The sequence below is a fragment of the Hongsoonwoonella zoysiae genome, from assembly GCF_013266695.1.
GTDB classification, from domain to species: domain Bacteria; phylum Pseudomonadota; class Alphaproteobacteria; order Rhizobiales; family Stappiaceae; genus Hongsoonwoonella; species Hongsoonwoonella zoysiae.
On record NZ_JABRXF010000004.1, the window covers coordinates 1 to 16,464 of the forward strand.

Below are 16,464 nucleotides of genomic sequence, written 5' to 3' on the forward strand. Positions count from 1 at the left end.
CTTGAACTCGCCGAACTGCTTCGTAATCGCTGCCGTCAACGTCGTCTTGCCATGGTCAACGTGACCAATCGTGCCAATGTTCACGTGCGGCTTATTGCGCTCAAACTTCTCTTTCGCCATCGGATTTCTCCGCTTCTTCCAATTCTTGAGTTATTGCTCCGGGAGCAGGCTTACGGCGTCAGGCGTATTTCGCCTGAACCTCGTCGGCCACCGCCTGCGGCACCTGCTCATAGTGGTCGAACACCATCGAATACTGGGCACGACCCTGAGACATGGAGCGAAGGTTGTTCACATAGCCGAACATGTTCGCGAGCGGCACCATCGCCTGAATGGCCGTAACAATGCCGCGGTTTTCCGTACCGGCGATCTGGCCGCGCCGGGAGTTCAGGTCGCCGATCACGTCGCCCATATAGTCTTCCGGTGTGACGACCTCGACCTTCATGATCGGCTCGAGCAGCTTCGGGGAAGCCTTCGCGATCGCTTCGCGGAAAGCTGCGCGCGACGCGATTTCGAACGCCAGCACGCTGGAGTCCACATCATGGTAGGCACCGTCCAGAAGCGTCGCCTTGATGTCCACCATCGGGAAGCCGGCAAGAGGACCAGAGCTCATGACGCTCTCGATACCCTTCTGGACGCCCGGGATGTATTCCTTCGGGACCGAACCGCCGACAATCTTGCTCTCGAACGCAAAACCGGCAGCGGCTTCGTTCGGCTCAATCGTGATCTTGACGCGGGCGAACTGACCCGAACCACCGGTCTGCTTCTTGTGGGTGTAATCCACCTCTGCAAGCCGGGTGATCGTTTCGCGATAGGCCACCTGCGGCGCACCGATATTCGCCTCGACCTTGAACTCGCGCTTCATGCGGTCGACGATAATATCGAGATGAAGCTCGCCCATGCCGGCGATGATGGTCTGGCCCGATTCCTCGTCAGTCTTGACGCGGAAGGACGGATCCTCAGCCGCGAGACGGTTGAGCGCCATCGCCATCTTTTCCTGGTCGGCCTTCGTCTTCGGCTCGACCGCAATCTCGATGACCGGGTCCGGAAATTCCATGCGCTCCAGGATCACGGGCTTGGTCGCGTCGCAAAGCGTGTCGCCCGTCGTCGTGTCCTTGAGACCCGCGATGGCCACGATGTCGCCTGCATATGCGACGTCAATGTCCTCACGCGAGTTGGAGTGCATCTGCATCATCCGGCCGACACGCTCACGCTTGTCCTTAACCGTATTCAGCAGCGACACGCCCTTGTTCAGCACGCCCGAATAAATGCGGCAGAATGTCAGGGAGCCGACGAACGGGTCGTTCGCGATCTTGAAAGCAAGGAGAGCAAGCGGCTCTTCATCGCTCGCTTTACGGGTCGTCTCCTGCTCGGTCTTGCCGTCGACACCGCGAATGGCATCGATGTCGACCGGGCTCGGAAGATAATCGACAACACCGTCGAGAAGCGGCTGGACACCCTTGTTCTTAAAGGCCGAACCGCAAAAAATCGGCACGAAGGTATTGGAGATCGTGCCCTTGCGGATCAACGCTTTCAGCTGAACCTCGTCCGGCTCGTTACCTTCGAGGTATGCCTCAAGAGCAGCCTCATCCGCTTCAACCGCGGTCTCGATCATGATGTCGCGGTATTCCTGCGCCTTGTCTGCAAGGTCGGCGGGAATATCGACCACATCCCACTGCGCACCGAGGCTTTCATCACGCCAGATGTAAGCCTTCATCGCGATCAGGTCGACCACGCCAACGAACTCGTTCTCCGCACCGATCGGCAACTGGAGGACAAGCGGGTTCGCACCGAGGCGCTTCTTGATCATATCCACGCAGCGGTAGAAATCGGCGCCGAGCTTGTCCATCTTGTTGACGAAGATCATGCGCGGGACATTGTATTTGTCAGCCTGGCGCCAGACCGTCTCCGTCTGCGGTTCGACACCGGCGTTGGCATCGAGAAGAGCGACGGCACCGTCAAGCACACGCAGCGAACGCTCGACCTCGATCGTGAAGTCGACGTGGCCCGGCGTGTCGATGATGTTGAGCCGCTTTTCCTTCCAAAAGGCAGTCGTGGCGGCCGATGTAATCGTGATGCCGCGCTCCTGCTCCTGCTCCATCCAGTCCATGGTGGCTGCGCCGTCATGGACTTCGCCAATCTTGTGGCTGCGACCGGTGTAGTAGAGGATCCGCTCGGTGGTCGTCGTCTTGCCGGCATCGATGTGGGCCATGATGCCGAAGTTGCGGTAGTCCTCGATTTTGTGCGTGCGCGACATAGCGTCTGCCTCTTCGAGTTTTTACCAGCGGTAGTGCGAGAACGCGCGGTTGGCATCCGCCATCCGGTGCGTGTCTTCGCGCTTTTTCACCGCGGTACCACGGTTGCTGGCGGCATCAAGGAGTTCGCCGGAAAGACGGTCGACCATCGTGGTCTCATTACGGTTGCGCGCAGCGGATATGAGCCAGCGGATCGCGAGCGCCTGACGGCGATCGGTGCGCACTTCAACCGGGACCTGGTAGGTCGCACCGCCAACGCGGCGGGAACGGACTTCGACCTGCGGCATAACGTTCTCGAGGGCTGCGTGGAACACCTCGAGCGGGTTTTGCCTGGTCTTGTTTTCGATCAGATCGAACGCACCATAAACAATACGTTCCGCCGTGGACTTCTTGCCATCGTACATGATCGAATTCATGAACTTGGTGATCACAATGTCCCCGAATTTCGGATCGGGGATGATCTCTCGCTTTTCAGCGCGATGACGACGCGACATCGTGAACGCTCCTTACTTGGGCCGCTTGGCGCCGTACTTGGACCGGCGCTGCTTGCGGTCCTTGACGCCCTGCGTATCAAGGACACCGCGAATAATGTGGTAGCGAACGCCCGGAAGATCCTTCACGCGGCCGCCGCGGATCATGACCACGGAGTGCTCTTGAAGATTGTGACCCTCACCCGGGATGTAACCAATCACTTCAAAGCCGTTCGTCAGGCGGATCTTCGCAACCTTACGAAGCGCCGAGTTCGGCTTCTTCGGCGTCGTCGTGTAGACGCGCGTGCAAACGCCACGCTTCTGCGGGCAGGCCTCCATGGCCGGGACCTTGTTCCGCTTCGGCGGATCCTTCCGCGGCTTGCGGATCAGCTGGTTGATGGTCGGCATTCTTTGCCCTTCACCTTCGTTCGTTCATCCGGCCGCAGCAGCCGGCGCACATACGGAATCGCGCCGTGTTCCACGGTTTCACCGTGGAAGGCGCTGCGAAAACCAGAGGACCACCGGGTTTCCAGCGGTCATGAAATCGACGTTTATTCGCCTATGGACCCGGCAGCGTTTAAGCACTTTTTCTCCGTGGCGAGGCGCCTCGGAGCAGGTCAGTGTTTACCGCCTGCCTTCGGGATGGGCGGAAACTACTCATCGCCCCCTCACCCGTCAAGGAAAACTTCCAAAAAACTTAAGCCTCAGGCGGTTTTGCCGACTTTTGAGAGTTAATGGAGCTTGGATGACGCGCACCGAGTAATATTTGAACCTGCGGCACGCCTTTCTGGACATTTCCTGTCGGGCTAAATCGCTCAGCGCGGAAGCACAACCGATCCGCGCAGTAACCGCAAGCCGATTCCCATCCCCAAGCGGAAGCCGATTCCCGCCCCTTGCCTAATCGTGGAACGCTATGACGGCGACGTTACCCTCCAGAGCATCCTGATAAGCCGCCTCGTAAGTCGGATTGTCAGGTTCTTCGGTAAGCACGCCGATCTGATCGAATTCGGCCTCGACATAGCCTTCCGCAGCAAGATGTTCCAAGGCCTGACGCACGGCACTGTCATCATCCGGCGCACGCAGAAGGATATTGACAGGCACGGCCGCTTCCTCGCCGCCGCCGCTTTCGTTTTCCCATACCCTGCCGACGATTATGAACACGGTCGGGAGTTCATCATCATTGTTTTGAGTTGGCGTCATTTCGATTCCGATCCGTTCAATGGACGCAAATGCGGGCTTCCGCATCTCGCTATGCATATATGTCAGATACGAAAAAGGGCCGCATCGGCGGCCCTTTCCCTGTTTCTTCGAGAGGGAGACGCTTTATTCCGCCGCCCCGCTCATGTCTTCGATCATCGCCTCCGCCTCTGCGGCGTTTGACTGAGCCTTACGCGCTTCGAGGATCAACTCGTCGCGGTGCTGGGCAACCTGCCGGATGCGGTTCATCATGCCGCCCGTACCCGCCGGGATCAGACGACCGACGATGACGTTCTCCTTGAGGCCGACCAGCGGATCGATCTTGCCGTTGACGGCAGCCTCGGTGAGCACGCGCGTCGTCTCCTGGAAGGAAGCGGCGGAGAAGAACGACCGAGTCTGCAGCGACGCCTTGGTGATGCCAAGCAGAACCGGCACCCCAGATGCCGGCGTACGCGCATTGTCGATCGCACGCTGGTTGATCTCTTCTAGTTCCAGCCGGTCAACCTGCTCGCCGGAGAAGAGCTCCGTCTCGCCCGGATCCGTGATCTCGACTTTCTGCAGCATCTGGCGAACGATCACCTCGATGTGCTTGTCGTTAATCACGACGCCCTGCAGTCTGTAGACCTCCTGGATCTCATTGACGAGATAGGCCGCCAGCGCCTCCACGCCCTTGACCGCAAGGATATCATGCGGCGCCGGGTTGCCATCGAGGATGTATTCGCCCTTCTCAATGACATCGCCTTCCTGAAGATGGAAGTGCTTGCCTTTCGGGATGAGATACTCAACCGGCTCAACGTCCTTGTCGTGCGGCTCGATCACGATGCGACGCTTGTTCTTGTAGTCGCGACCGAAGCGGATCGTACCGTCGATCTCTGCGATGATGGCGTGATCCTTCGGCCGGCGTGCTTCGAAGAGTTCGGCAACACGCGGCAAACCGCCGGTGATGTCCTTCGTCTTCGCGCTTTCCATTGGAATACGCGCCAGAACGTCGCCGGCCTTGACCTCATCGCCCGGCTGGATGGACAGGATCGCATCCACCGAAAGCAGAACCCGGGCATCGCCGCCACGCTGCAGCTTGATGATCTCGCCGTTCTTGTCCTTCACGACCATTGCTGGCTTGAGGTCCTGACCGCGCTGCGAAGTGCGCCAGTCAATGACGACACGCTTGGTGATGCCGGTCGCCTCGTCCGCCGTTTCCTGAACGGACGCACCGTCGACCAGATCCTCGAAGCCGACCACACCGTCAACCTCGGTAAGGATCGGGCGAGTGTAGGGATCCCATTCGGCAATACGCTGGCCGCGCTTGATGGAATCGCCCTCATCGACATGCAGGCGCGCGCCATAAGGCACGCGATGGACCGCACGTTCATTGCCCTCGTTATCGACGATCAGTATGGCCATGTTGCGCGCCATGGCGATCATCTTGCCGGAGGAGTCGCGGACGACATTGCGGTTACGGATCTTCACCGTGCCTTCGGAGTTCGATTCGATGAAGGAGCTGTCGACAACCTGCGCCGTACCGCCGATGTGGAAGGTACGCATCGTAAGCTGCGTACCCGGCTCGCCGATCGACTGGGCCGCGATGACGCCGACCGCCTCGCCAATATTGACCGGCGTTCCGCGCGCAAGATCACGACCATAGCACGCACCGCACACGCCGAGCCTGGTTTCGCAGGTCAGCACCGAACGGATCTTGATCGACTGGATCTTGGCGGCTTCGATCAGGTCCACCGCTTTTTCGTCGATCATCACACCCATGGGCACGATCACCTCGCCAGTGGCGGGATGCACGATATTCTCCGCGGCCGTACGGCCCAGAACGCGCATCCCGAGGCTCGCGATGACGTTGCCGGCGTCGACGATCGGCTCAACCGTGATGCCACCTTCCGAGCCGCAATCCTCCTCGACGATGATGGAATCCTGCGCCACGTCGACAAGACGACGCGTCAGATAACCGGAGTTCGCCGTCTTCAAGGCAGTGTCGGCCAGACCCTTACGGGCACCGTGCGTCGAGTTGAAGTACTCGAGCACCGATAGGCCTTCCTTGAAGTTCGAAATGATCGGGTTCTCGATGATCTCACCCGACGGCTTGGCCATCAGGCCGCGCATGCCGGCAAGCTGCTTCATCTGCGCCGGCGAACCGCGGGCACCGGAGTGCGACATCATATAGACCGAGTTGATCTGCTTCTGACGTCCGCTCTCCTCGTCACGAACGACGGCGGAGATGCGCTTCATCATCTCGTCGGCGACGCGATCGGTACACTTGGCCCAGGCATCGACCACCTTGTTGTACTTCTCGCCCTGGGTGATCAGGCCATCATTGTACTGCTGCTCGTATTCCTTCACCAATTCGGCCGTCTCCGCGACAAGACCTGCCTTGGTTTCCGGAATGAGCATGTCGTCCTTGCCGAACGAAATGCCCGCGCGGCAGGCATGGTTGAAGCCAAGCCCCATTACGCGATCGCAGAAAATGACCGTCTCCTTCTGACCGCATGCGCGGTAGACGGTGTCGATCATCTTGGAGATGTCCTTCTTCGTCATCAGCTTGTTGCAGACGTCGAAGGGAACTTCGTGGTTCTTCGGCAAAAGGTCGCCGATAATCATGCGCCCGGGCGTGGTCTCGTAGATTTGCGAAGTCTGATTGCCCTCCGCATCCACGGAGCGGAATCGGCCCTTCACTTTGGAGTGCAGCGTGACGGCCTTGGTTTCGAGCGCATGGTAAAGCTCGCCCATGTCGCCGAACATCATACCTTCGCCAGGCTCGCCGTCGGCCATGATCGAAAGATAGTAAAGGCCAAGCACGATATCCTGCGACGGCACGATGATCGGGCCGCCGTTTGCCGGATGCAGGATGTTGTTCGTCGACATCATCAACGTGCGCGCTTCAAGCTGGGCTTCCAGCGAAAGCGGTACGTGAACAGCCATCTGGTCGCCATCGAAGTCCGCGTTGAATGCTGAGCAGACCAGCGGATGAAGCTGGATCGCCTTGCCCTCGATCAGCGTCGGTTCAAACGCCTGAATGCCGAGACGGTGAAGCGTCGGCGCGCGGTTCAGAAGAACCGGATGCTCGCGAATAACCTCGTCGAGGATATCCCAAACTTCCGGACGCTCCTTCTCAACCAGCTTCTTCGCCTGTTTGACGGTGGACGAGAGCCCCTTCGCGTCGAGACGCGAATAGATGAACGGTTTGAAAAGCTCCAGCGCCATCTTTTTCGGCAATCCGCACTGATGGAGCTTCAATTCCGGACCGACCGTGATAACCGAACGGCCGGAATAGTCCACGCGCTTGCCGAGGAGGTTCTGCCGGAAGCGACCCTGCTTGCCTTTCAGCATGTCGGACAGCGACTTCAACGGACGCTTGTTGGCACCCGTGATAACGCGTCCCCGCCGGCCATTGTCGAACAGCGCATCCACGGATTCCTGAAGCATGCGCTTTTCGTTGCGGATGATGATATCCGGCGCACGCAGCTCGATCAGCCGCTTCAGGCGATTGTTCCGATTGATCACACGGCGGTAAAGGTCGTTCAGATCCGACGTCGCGAAACGGCCGCCGTCGAGCGGCACAAGCGGGCGAAGATCCGGCGGAATGACCGGAACGACCGTCAGGATCATCCACTCCGGCCGATTGCCGGATTCAAGGAAAGCCTCAACGACCTTGAGACGCTTGGCAAGCTTTTTCGGCTTCAGCTCCGTCGTCGCCTCGGCGATTTCCTGACGGATCTGGTCGCGCTCCTTCTCCAGGTCGAGCGACATCAGGATCTCGCGGATAGCCTCCGCGCCGATCATCGCAGTGAAGGCATCCTCGCCATATTCATCCTGGGCGTTGATATAGTCTTCTTCCGACAGAAGCTGATGCTGCTTGAGCGGGGTGAGGCCAGGTTCAATGACCACGTAATTCTCGAAATAGAGAATGCGCTCAAGATCCTTCAGCGTCATGTCGAGCAGAAGGCCGATACGCGAAGGCAGAGACTTCAGGAACCAGATGTGCGCCACCGGAGCGGCAAGCTCGATGTGTCCCATACGGTCACGACGAACGCGCGACAGGGTCACTTCGACACCGCATTTTTCGCAGATGACGCCCTTGTATTTCATGCGCTTGTACTTGCCGCACAAGCATTCATAATCCTTGATCGGCCCAAAAATGCGCGCGCAGAACAATCCGTCGCGCTCAGGCTTGAACGTACGATAATTGATCGTCTCGGGTTTCTTGATCTCACCGAACGACCAGGACAGGATCTTCTCCGGGCTGGCGATCGAAATTTTGATCTCATCGAAGGTCTGCGCAGGAGCCTGTTGGTTAAACAGGTTCATGACCTCATGATTCATGGGTTCTCTCCTCAGATGCGCGGACGGGGAGCGCGGGCCGCGCCCCACTCCCCTTACCGGCAATGCAGCATCTCTTTTCGCGGTTGGACGTGTGAAGCACCATCACTCCGCCGCGTCTACCGCTGGAACGTCATCCTGCCCGACGGGCTGGTCTTGCTCGCTGTTTTGCAATTCGACATTCAGGCCAAGCGACCGCATTTCCTTGACAAGCACGTTGAAGCTTTCCGGAATGCCCGCCTCGAAGGTATCGTCTCCACGGACAATCGCTTCGTACACCTTTGTACGGCCGGCAACGTCGTCGGATTTGACCGTCAGCATTTCCTGGAGGGTATAGGCCGCGCCATAAGCTTCAAGAGCCCAGACCTCCATTTCGCCGAAGCGCTGACCGCCGAACTGGGCCTTGCCGCCCAGCGGCTGCTGGGTAACGAGCGAATACGGACCGATCGAGCGGGCGTGGATCTTGTCGTCGACCAGGTGGTGCAGCTTCAGCATGTAGATGTAGCCGACAGTTACCTTGCGATCGAACACCTCGCCGGTACGCCCGTCGAAAAGCTCCGATTGGCCGGACGGATCGAGATCCGCCAGCTTCAGCATGTCGACGACATCGGGCTCGCGCGCACCGTCGAACACGGGCGTTGCGATGGGTACGCCGGCGCGAAGCTGTTCGGCCAGGCGGACGACAGATTCATCGTCATAATCCTTGACCGGCTCGCCCTTCAGATTATCTCCGAAGACCTCATCCAGCGACACCCTCAGCGGCTTCAATTCACCGGTCTTACGATACTGATCGTAAAGCTCACCGATCTTGCGCCCCATACCGGCGCATGCCCAGCCGAGATGAGTCTCCAGAATCTGGCCAACGTTCATCCGGCTCGGCACGCCGAGCGGATTGAGAACGATATCGACGTGGGTGCCATCCTCGAGGAAGGGCATATCCTCGATCGGGTTGATCTTGGAGACAACACCCTTGTTGCCATGACGGCCGGCCATCTTGTCGCCCGGCTGGATCTTCCGCTTTACCGCGACGAAGACCTTCACCATTTTCATGACGCCGGGGGGCAGCTCATCGCCACGCTGCAGCTTTTCGACCTTGTCGATGAAACGCTGTTCCAGGCGCTTGCGGCTTTCGTCATACTGACCGCGAAGGGCTTCGACCTCGCTCATGAGGCGTTCGTCCTCAACCGCGAATTGCCACCACTGCGAACGCGGATACTCGTTCAACACGTCACCGTCGATCGCGCCGTCCTTTTTAAAGCCCTTCGGCCCGGAAACCGCGGTCTTGCCGATCAGCATCTCCGCAAGGCGGCCGTAGACGTTACGATCGAGAATCGCCTGCTCGTCGTCGCGATCCTTCGCCAGACGCTCGATCTCCTCGCGCTCGATCGCCATCGCGCGTTCGTCTTTCTCCACGCCGTGACGGTTGAACACACGCACTTCAACCACCGTGCCGGTGACGCCCGGCGGCAGGCGAAGCGAGGTGTCGCGGACATCAGACGCCTTTTCGCCGAAAATGGCGCGCAGGAGCTTTTCCTCCGGCGTCATCGGGCTTTCGCCCTTCGGCGTGATCTTGCCGACAAGGATGTCGCCCGGCTTCACTTCGGCGCCGATGTAGACAATGCCCGCCTCGTCGAGGTTTTTAAGCGCCTCTTCCGAAACGTTCGGGATATCGCGCGTGATTTCCTCCGGCCCAAGCTTCGTATCACGCGCCATCACCTCGAATTCCTCAAGGTGAATGGACGTAAAGACGTCGTCGCGGACAATCCGCTCCGAAAGCAGGATGGAATCCTCGAAGTTGTAGCCGTTCCAAGGCATGAATGCGACGAGGACATTCCGTCCAAGAGCCAGATCGCCAAGGTCCGTCGACGGACCGTCGGCAATGATGCCGCCTTTCTCGATAACATCCCCCACCCTCACCAGCGGGCGCTGGTTGATGCAGGTGTTCTGGTTCGACCGCTGGAACTTCTGCAGCCTGTAGATGTCAACGCCCGACTTGGAAGGGTCTAGCTCTTCCGTCGCGCGGATAACGATACGCGTTGCATCTACCTGGTCGACAACGCCGGCGCGACGGGCGGCAATGGCCGCACCGGAATCCCGCGCGACGATCGGCTCCATGCCGGTCCCAACGAAAGGTGCTTCGGCACGCACGAGCGGCACGGCCTGCCGCTGCATGTTCGAGCCCATGAGCGCGCGGTTGGCATCATCGTTTTCAAGGAACGGAATAAGGGCCGCGGCAACGGAAACGAGTTGCTTCGGCGACACGTCCATGAACTCGACGCGATCCGGCGAGACGAGCATATTCTCACCCGCATGACGGCAGGTGATAAGTTCCGACACGAAACGGCCCTCGTCGTCGATTTCCGCATTGGCCTGGGCGACGTGGTATTTCGCTTCTTCCATCGCGGAAAGATAAACGACCTCGCTCGTGACGCGGCCATCCTTCACCCTCCGGTAAGGGCTTTCGATGAAACCGTACTTGTTGACGCGCGCGAAAGTGGCAAGCGAGTTGATAAGGCCGATATTCGGGCCTTCCGGCGTCTCGATCGGGCAGATACGGCCATAATGGGTCGGGTGCACGTCGCGCACTTCGAAGCCCGCACGCTCACGCGTCAGACCGCCCGGACCAAGCGCGGACAAGCGACGCTTATGGGTGACCTCGGAAAGCGGGTTCGTCTGGTCCATGAATTGAGAAAGCTGCGAGGATCCGAAGAACTCACGTACCGCAGCCGCCGCCGGCTTGGCGTTGATGAGGTCCTGCGGCATCACGGTGTCGATCTCGACCGAAGACATGCGTTCCTTGATCGCGCGCTCCATGCGCAGGAGGCCCACGCGGTACTGATTTTCCATCAGTTCGCCAACCGAACGCACGCGGCGATTGCCGAGATTGTCGATATCGTCGATGTCGCCCTTGCCGTCGCGCAAGTCAAGCAACGTGCGGATAACGGCAAGGATATCCTCCTTACGCAGAACGCGCACCGTATCCTCGCACTCGAGATCGAGGCGCATGTTCATTTTCACACGCCCAACGGCCGAAAGGTCGTACCGCTCCGCATCGAAGAACAGCGACTGGAACATGGCTTCCGCCGTATCGATCGTCGGCGGTTCACCCGGGCGCATCACACGGTAGATGTCGAAGAGCGCTTCCTCGCGCGCCTCGTTCTTGTCGACCGCCAACGTGTTGCGGATGTAAGGACCATTGTTGATATGATCGATGTCGAGGACCGGAATCTCCGTAATCCCCCGCTCCGTCAGACCTCCAAGAAGCTTTTCGGTGATCTCGTCCCCGGCTTCGGCATAGATCTCACCCGTAGAGGCATCCACAAGGTCTTCAGCAATATACTGACCATGAAGATCCTCGTTGAGAACCTTGAGCGAGTTGATACCCTTGTCCGTCAACTGGCGGATGGTGCGCGCGGTAATCTTGCGCCCGGCTTCCACAACGACTTCACCGGTATCGGCGTCGATCAGGTCATAGTCCGCCTTGGTGCCTTTGAGCCGCGAACCATCGAACGGAATGCGCCAGCTGCCCTCGTCAATGCGCTGATAGCCGATTTGATTGTAGAACGTATTGAGGATTTCCTCCCCGTCCAGACCGAGCGCCATCAGAAGCGACGTGACAGGGATCTTCCTGCGCCGATCGATACGGGCGTAGACGATATCCTTCGCGTCGAATTCAATGTCGAGCCACGAACCGCGATAGGGAATAATGCGGGCAGCAAAAAGCAACTTGCCGGAAGAGTGGGTCTTTCCCTTGTCATGATCGAAAAAGACACCAGGAGACCGGTGCATCTGAGAAACGATGACGCGCTCGGTACCGTTGACGACGAATGTGCCGTTGTCGGTCATGAACGGCATATCGCCCATATAGACATCCTGCTCCTTGATGTCTTTCACGGACTTGGCGCCTGTCTCTTCGTCAACATCGAACACGATAAGGCGCAAGGTGACCTTGAGCGGCGCAGCAAAATTCATGCCCCGCTGGCGGCACTCTTCAACGTCGTATTTCGGCGCTTCGAATTCATATCTTACAAACTCGAGAAGCGCCGTTCCGGCGAAATCGGAAATCGGGAACACGGAACGGAAAACAGCCTCGAGACCATCTTCCACGCGCCCACCCTCGGGCTCGACCACTTGCAGAAACTGGTCATAAGACGCCTTTTGAACCTCAATCAGGTTCGGCATCGCCGCGACTTCGCGGATTGACCCGTAGTATTTACGGACTCTTTTGCGACCGTTGAACGTGTGCGCCATTGTCGCTCCTCGTATCGATCAGGTGACGGCTCTCCGAAACGCCGCTCGAACATCCGCCCGGCCATGTCAAACACCCTCTACCTCAGGTGCTTACTGCAACGGGCGGCGCGCCCCTTCGGAAAACCGTCCCCAGTGGGACGGACGCCCCGGACCGGGAAAACCCGCCGGGGTCTTGCAACGGGCGGCCCCGGAGTTTACTCCGGGACCGCGTGGGCATAAGCCCGATTACTTCAGCTCGACCTTTGCACCGGCTTCTTCCAGCTTCGCCTTAAGCTGCTCGGCTTCGTCCTTGTCGACGCCTTCCTTCACGGCCTTGGGAGCGCCTTCGACCAGGTCCTTGGCTTCCTTCAGGCCGAGGCCTGTGATCGCACGCACTTCCTTGATCACGTTGATCTTCTTGTCGCCGGCGCTGGCGAGAATGACGTCGAATTCGGTCTTCTCTTCAGCAGCGGCAGCCTCACCGCCACCCGCGGCACCAGCAGCGGCAACGGCGACCGGAGCCGCGGCGGACACGCCCCACTTCTCCTCCAGCATTTTCGACAACTCAGCGGCTTCCATGACCGTGAGCGAGGACAGTTCTTCAACGATCTTTTCGAGATCAGCCATCTTTCACATACCTTCCAGTTCGAACCGATAGTGGTTTCGACAGTGTTTGTTACAGTCGCCTTACGCGGCTTGGTCCTTCTCGGCATACGCATTGAAGACGCGGGCGAGCTGCCCGGCCGGTGCGTTGACGACCTGCGCGATGCGGGTTGCCGGGGTGCTGATCATGCCGACCAGCTTCGCCCTCAACTCATCGAGCGACGGCATGGTGGCCAGAGACTTGACCCCATCCGCATCGAGGTTCGTCGAACCAAGAGCGCCACCAAGGATCACGAGCTTTTCGTTCGCCTTGGCAAAATTCACGGCAGCCTTGGGAGCCGCGATCGGATCGTCCGAATAGACGAGAACCGTCGGGCCCTGGAAAAGACCACTCATGTGCTCCAGGTCGGTGCCTTGAAGGGCAAGCTTTACAAGGCGGTTCTTGGCGACACGGACGGACCCGCCGGCAGCGCGCACATCAGCCCTGAGGGCATTCATCTGCGCAACCGAAAGACCCGCATAGTGCGCAACGACCACAACGCCGGCGTTCGAAAACACCCCGTTGAGCGACGCTACGAACTCGCGCTTTTCCGCTCTTTCCACTTGCCTACTCCAGTTTGACGGCGGATTACCGCCGTCGATTTGTCTTTGCCGCTTCGCGCACGGTCGGAACCGCACGCCAAACGACGCCGAGGTTCCTGCCCCCTCGTCCGCAACAAGCGGCAAGGACAAACGGTTCGAACCGGAATCGCATTCCCGATGCCGGGAATGAGAAATCGGTTCTTACCCGTCTATGCAGGCCCCTTGAGGGCTTAAGCCGTGACCGGTCAACTCGAACCGGAAACCACACCTGCAGTCTCGGACAGGGGTGCCCGCCTTATCCGGCGGACAGATCCGCCCGACAAAATGCCGGGCGAATGGCTACACCGCTCAGGCCGTGACCGAAGCGGGATCTATCTTGATGCCGGGACCCATCGTCGACGAAATCGCCAGACGCTTGAGATAGGTCCCCTTGGCGCCCGAAGGTTTTGCCTTGATCACGGCATCCACCAATGCCTTGAGGTTTTCGCTCAACTGCTCCTCGGAAAAGGAAGCCTTGCCGACACCGGCATGAACAATGCCAGCCTTCTCGACACGGAACTGAACCGCGCCGCCCTTGGCATCGTTAACGGCAGTCTTCACATCCGGCGTAACCGTACCGACCTTCGGATTCGGCATCAGCCCGCGCGGACCAAGCACCTTGCCCAGCCGACCGACCAGCGGCATCATGTCCGGCGTGGCGATGCAGCGATCGAAGTCGATCTTGCCGCCCTGAATCTCGGCAACAAGCTCCTCCGCACCGACAATGTCGGCTCCCGCGGCCTTCGCCTCCTCGGCCTTGTCACCGCGAGCGAAAACCGCAACGCGAACCGTCTTGCCCGTTCCGTTCGGCAGCACGCAGACGCCGCGCACCATCTGGTCGGCATGACGCGGATCGACGCCGAGATTTATCGCAACCTCTACCGTTTCGTCGAATTTGGACTTGGCCCGCTCTTTCACGAGGCCAAGAGCCTCGCTCAGCGGATAAAGCTTCGCCCGCTCGATTCCGTCGCGGGCAGCGGCGATGCGCTTTCCTACCTTTGCCATCGTCTTACCCCACAACCTCGATGCCCATTGACCGCGCCGAGCCTTCGACCATCCGAACGGCAGCGTCAACGTCATAAGCATTCAGATCCTTCATCTTGGCTTCGGCGATCTCGCGCACCTGCGCGCCCGTCACCTTGCCGACTGTTCCGCGGCCCGGCGTTTTCGAGCCGGACTTCAACCCCGCAGCCTTCTTAAGGAAAAAGCTGACCGGCGCCGTCTTCACTTCGAACGTGAAGGACTTGTCCGAGTAGTAGGTGATAATGGTCGGGCAAGGCGCACCTTTTTCCGCATCCTGGGTCTGCGCGTTGAACGCTTTGCAGAACTCCATGATGTTGAGGCCGCGCTGACCGAGCGCGGGCCCGATCGGCGGAGACGGTGTCGCGGAGCCGGCCGGCACCTGCAACTTTATGTAACCTGCAATCTTCTTCGCCATTCTCTTCTCCGTGATGGCATCGCCGGACAGACCCGGCTTTCATGGAGTTGGTGGTTCGGCTTATCGCGAGCATCCGGCGAACCGACGCTCACGTGCCTCCCACCCAACGTTTTGCCGGTGCTCCGGCAACCGCTAAAAAGCGGCAATCGATCAAATCTTCTCGACCTGACCGAATTCCAGTTCGACCGGAGTCGCCCGGCCGAAAATCGAAACGGCGACCTTAAGCCGCGCGCGCTCATCATCGACCTCTTCGACATGGCCTGAGAACGACGCAAACGGCCCATCCGCCACGCGAACCTGCTCTCCAACCTCGAAGCTGACCGAGGGCTTGGGCCGGTCGACACCTTCCTGCACCTGATGCAGGATGCGATGCGCCTCGGCATCCGATATCGGAACCGGCTTCTGATCCGCCCCCAAAAACCCGGTTACTTTGGGCGTATTCTTGATCAGATGATAAGCCTGATCGGTCATATCCATCTTCACAAGCACATAGCCCGGAAAGAACTTGCGCTCCGTATCCACCTTACGACCGCGCCGCACCTCCACGACCTTTTCCGTCGGGACGAGAATCTCTTCGAACAAATCCTCAAGGCCCTGCTGCGACGCCTTCTCCCGAATGGCGTCTGCGACCTTTTTCTCAAAGTTCGAATAGGCGTGGACGATATACCAGCGCTTGGCCATTGACCTCTGATCCGATTGTGTTTCCAGGCGCGGCGTCAGTTGCCGACTCCGAGCAGCAGGCCCACACCCCAGCCCATCACCTGATCGGCGAGCAGGAAGAAGATCGAAGCTATGAAGACCATAATGAAAACCATTATGGTGGTCACCGCCGTCTCCCGACGCGTCGGCCAAGTGACTTTGGACACCTCCGAGCGTACCTGCTGAATAAATGTGAAAGGATTGGTTTTTGCCATTCCGCTATCGGCCTAACTCAAGACGCGCGGGCGCGCGGATGGTTCCGCGCGCCTCGCCCGAAAGCCCTACTTAAAGCCTATCGGCTCTTGGTTCAAGAGCAAAAGTGGCAGGGGCGGAGGGTCTCGAACCCCCGACCTGCGGTTTTGGAGACCGCCGCTCTTCCAACTGAGCTACACCCCTGTATTTGCCGGTAACGACAGATACTTTTGCTAGTACCGGTTTCGCTAAAGATCAAGCGAAAACCCTGAAATACCATGCCGCCGGACGCCAAGTCCGGCGGCACCCGAATTCGTTACTCGATGATCTTCGCGACGACGCCGGCACCGACGGTGCGGCCGCCTTCGCGGATGGCGAAGCGGAGGCCTTCCTCCATGGCGATCGGAACAATCAGCGTCACCGTCACCGAGACGTTGTC

The 16,464-nt window shown here is 59.2% G+C and carries 14 protein-coding genes and 1 tRNA gene; all 15 read right to left on the minus strand.

The window, feature by feature from the left end; all coding sequences use genetic code 11:
- On the minus strand, positions 1–120 hold a 120-nt coding region (locus HPQ64_RS20110; RefSeq protein WP_246270846.1), incomplete at its 3' end, for a GTP-binding protein.
- 58 nt (positions 121–178) lie between these two features.
- A complete protein-coding gene (gene fusA, locus HPQ64_RS20115; RefSeq protein ID WP_172890454.1) occupies positions 179–2,254 on the minus strand; it encodes an elongation factor G in 2,076 nt (691 codons plus the stop codon).
- Positions 2,255–2,275: 21 nt separating this feature from the next.
- Positions 2,276–2,746, minus strand: a complete 471-nt coding sequence (rpsG, locus tag HPQ64_RS20120; RefSeq protein WP_172890455.1) for a 30S ribosomal protein S7 — start codon at positions 2,744–2,746, stop codon at positions 2,276–2,278.
- Between the two features lie 12 nt (positions 2,747–2,758).
- On the minus strand, positions 2,759–3,130 hold the full coding sequence (gene rpsL, locus HPQ64_RS20125; RefSeq protein ID WP_006936459.1) for a 30S ribosomal protein S12: 372 nt from the start codon (positions 3,128–3,130) through the stop codon (positions 2,759–2,761).
- A 489-nt stretch (positions 3,131–3,619) separates the two neighbouring features.
- Positions 3,620–3,922 (minus strand): regulator, encoded by a 303-nt coding sequence (locus HPQ64_RS20130; protein ID WP_172890456.1) that lies wholly within the window; start codon positions 3,920–3,922, stop codon positions 3,620–3,622.
- Between the two features lie 123 nt (positions 3,923–4,045).
- Positions 4,046–8,245, minus strand: coding sequence for a DNA-directed RNA polymerase subunit beta' (gene rpoC / locus HPQ64_RS20135; protein ID WP_172890457.1), 4,200 nt, complete (start codon positions 8,243–8,245; stop codon positions 4,046–4,048).
- Between the two features lie 102 nt (positions 8,246–8,347).
- Positions 8,348–12,493 (minus strand): DNA-directed RNA polymerase subunit beta, encoded by a 4,146-nt coding sequence (rpoB, locus tag HPQ64_RS20140; protein WP_172890458.1) that lies wholly within the window; start codon positions 12,491–12,493, stop codon positions 8,348–8,350.
- Positions 12,494–12,718: 225 nt separating this feature from the next.
- On the minus strand, positions 12,719–13,099 hold the full coding sequence (gene rplL, locus HPQ64_RS20145; protein ID WP_172890459.1) for a 50S ribosomal protein L7/L12: 381 nt from the start codon (positions 13,097–13,099) through the stop codon (positions 12,719–12,721).
- A 60-nt stretch (positions 13,100–13,159) separates the two neighbouring features.
- Entirely contained in the window at positions 13,160–13,678 is a 519-nt protein-coding gene (gene rplJ, locus HPQ64_RS20150) for a 50S ribosomal protein L10 (protein ID WP_172890460.1), read from the minus strand.
- 327 nt (positions 13,679–14,005) lie between these two features.
- Entirely contained in the window at positions 14,006–14,701 is a 696-nt protein-coding gene (gene rplA / locus HPQ64_RS20155) for a 50S ribosomal protein L1 (protein ID WP_172890461.1), read from the minus strand.
- Positions 14,702–14,705: 4 nt separating this feature from the next.
- Positions 14,706–15,134, minus strand: a complete 429-nt coding sequence (gene rplK, locus HPQ64_RS20160; protein ID WP_160774310.1) for a 50S ribosomal protein L11 — start codon at positions 15,132–15,134, stop codon at positions 14,706–14,708.
- A 150-nt stretch (positions 15,135–15,284) separates the two neighbouring features.
- On the minus strand, positions 15,285–15,815 hold the full coding sequence (gene nusG / locus HPQ64_RS20165) for a transcription termination/antitermination protein NusG (protein ID WP_172890462.1): 531 nt from the start codon (positions 15,813–15,815) through the stop codon (positions 15,285–15,287).
- 35 nt (positions 15,816–15,850) lie between these two features.
- A complete protein-coding gene (gene secE / locus HPQ64_RS20170) occupies positions 15,851–16,048 on the minus strand; it encodes a preprotein translocase subunit SecE (protein ID WP_172890463.1) in 198 nt (65 codons plus the stop codon).
- A 105-nt stretch (positions 16,049–16,153) separates the two neighbouring features.
- Positions 16,154–16,229 (minus strand) — tRNA-Trp (locus HPQ64_RS20175).
- Between the two features lie 112 nt (positions 16,230–16,341).
- Positions 16,342–16,464 (minus strand): EF-Tu C-terminal domain-related protein (locus HPQ64_RS20180; RefSeq protein ID WP_484496827.1); only part of this gene is annotated, 123 nt, incomplete at its 5' end.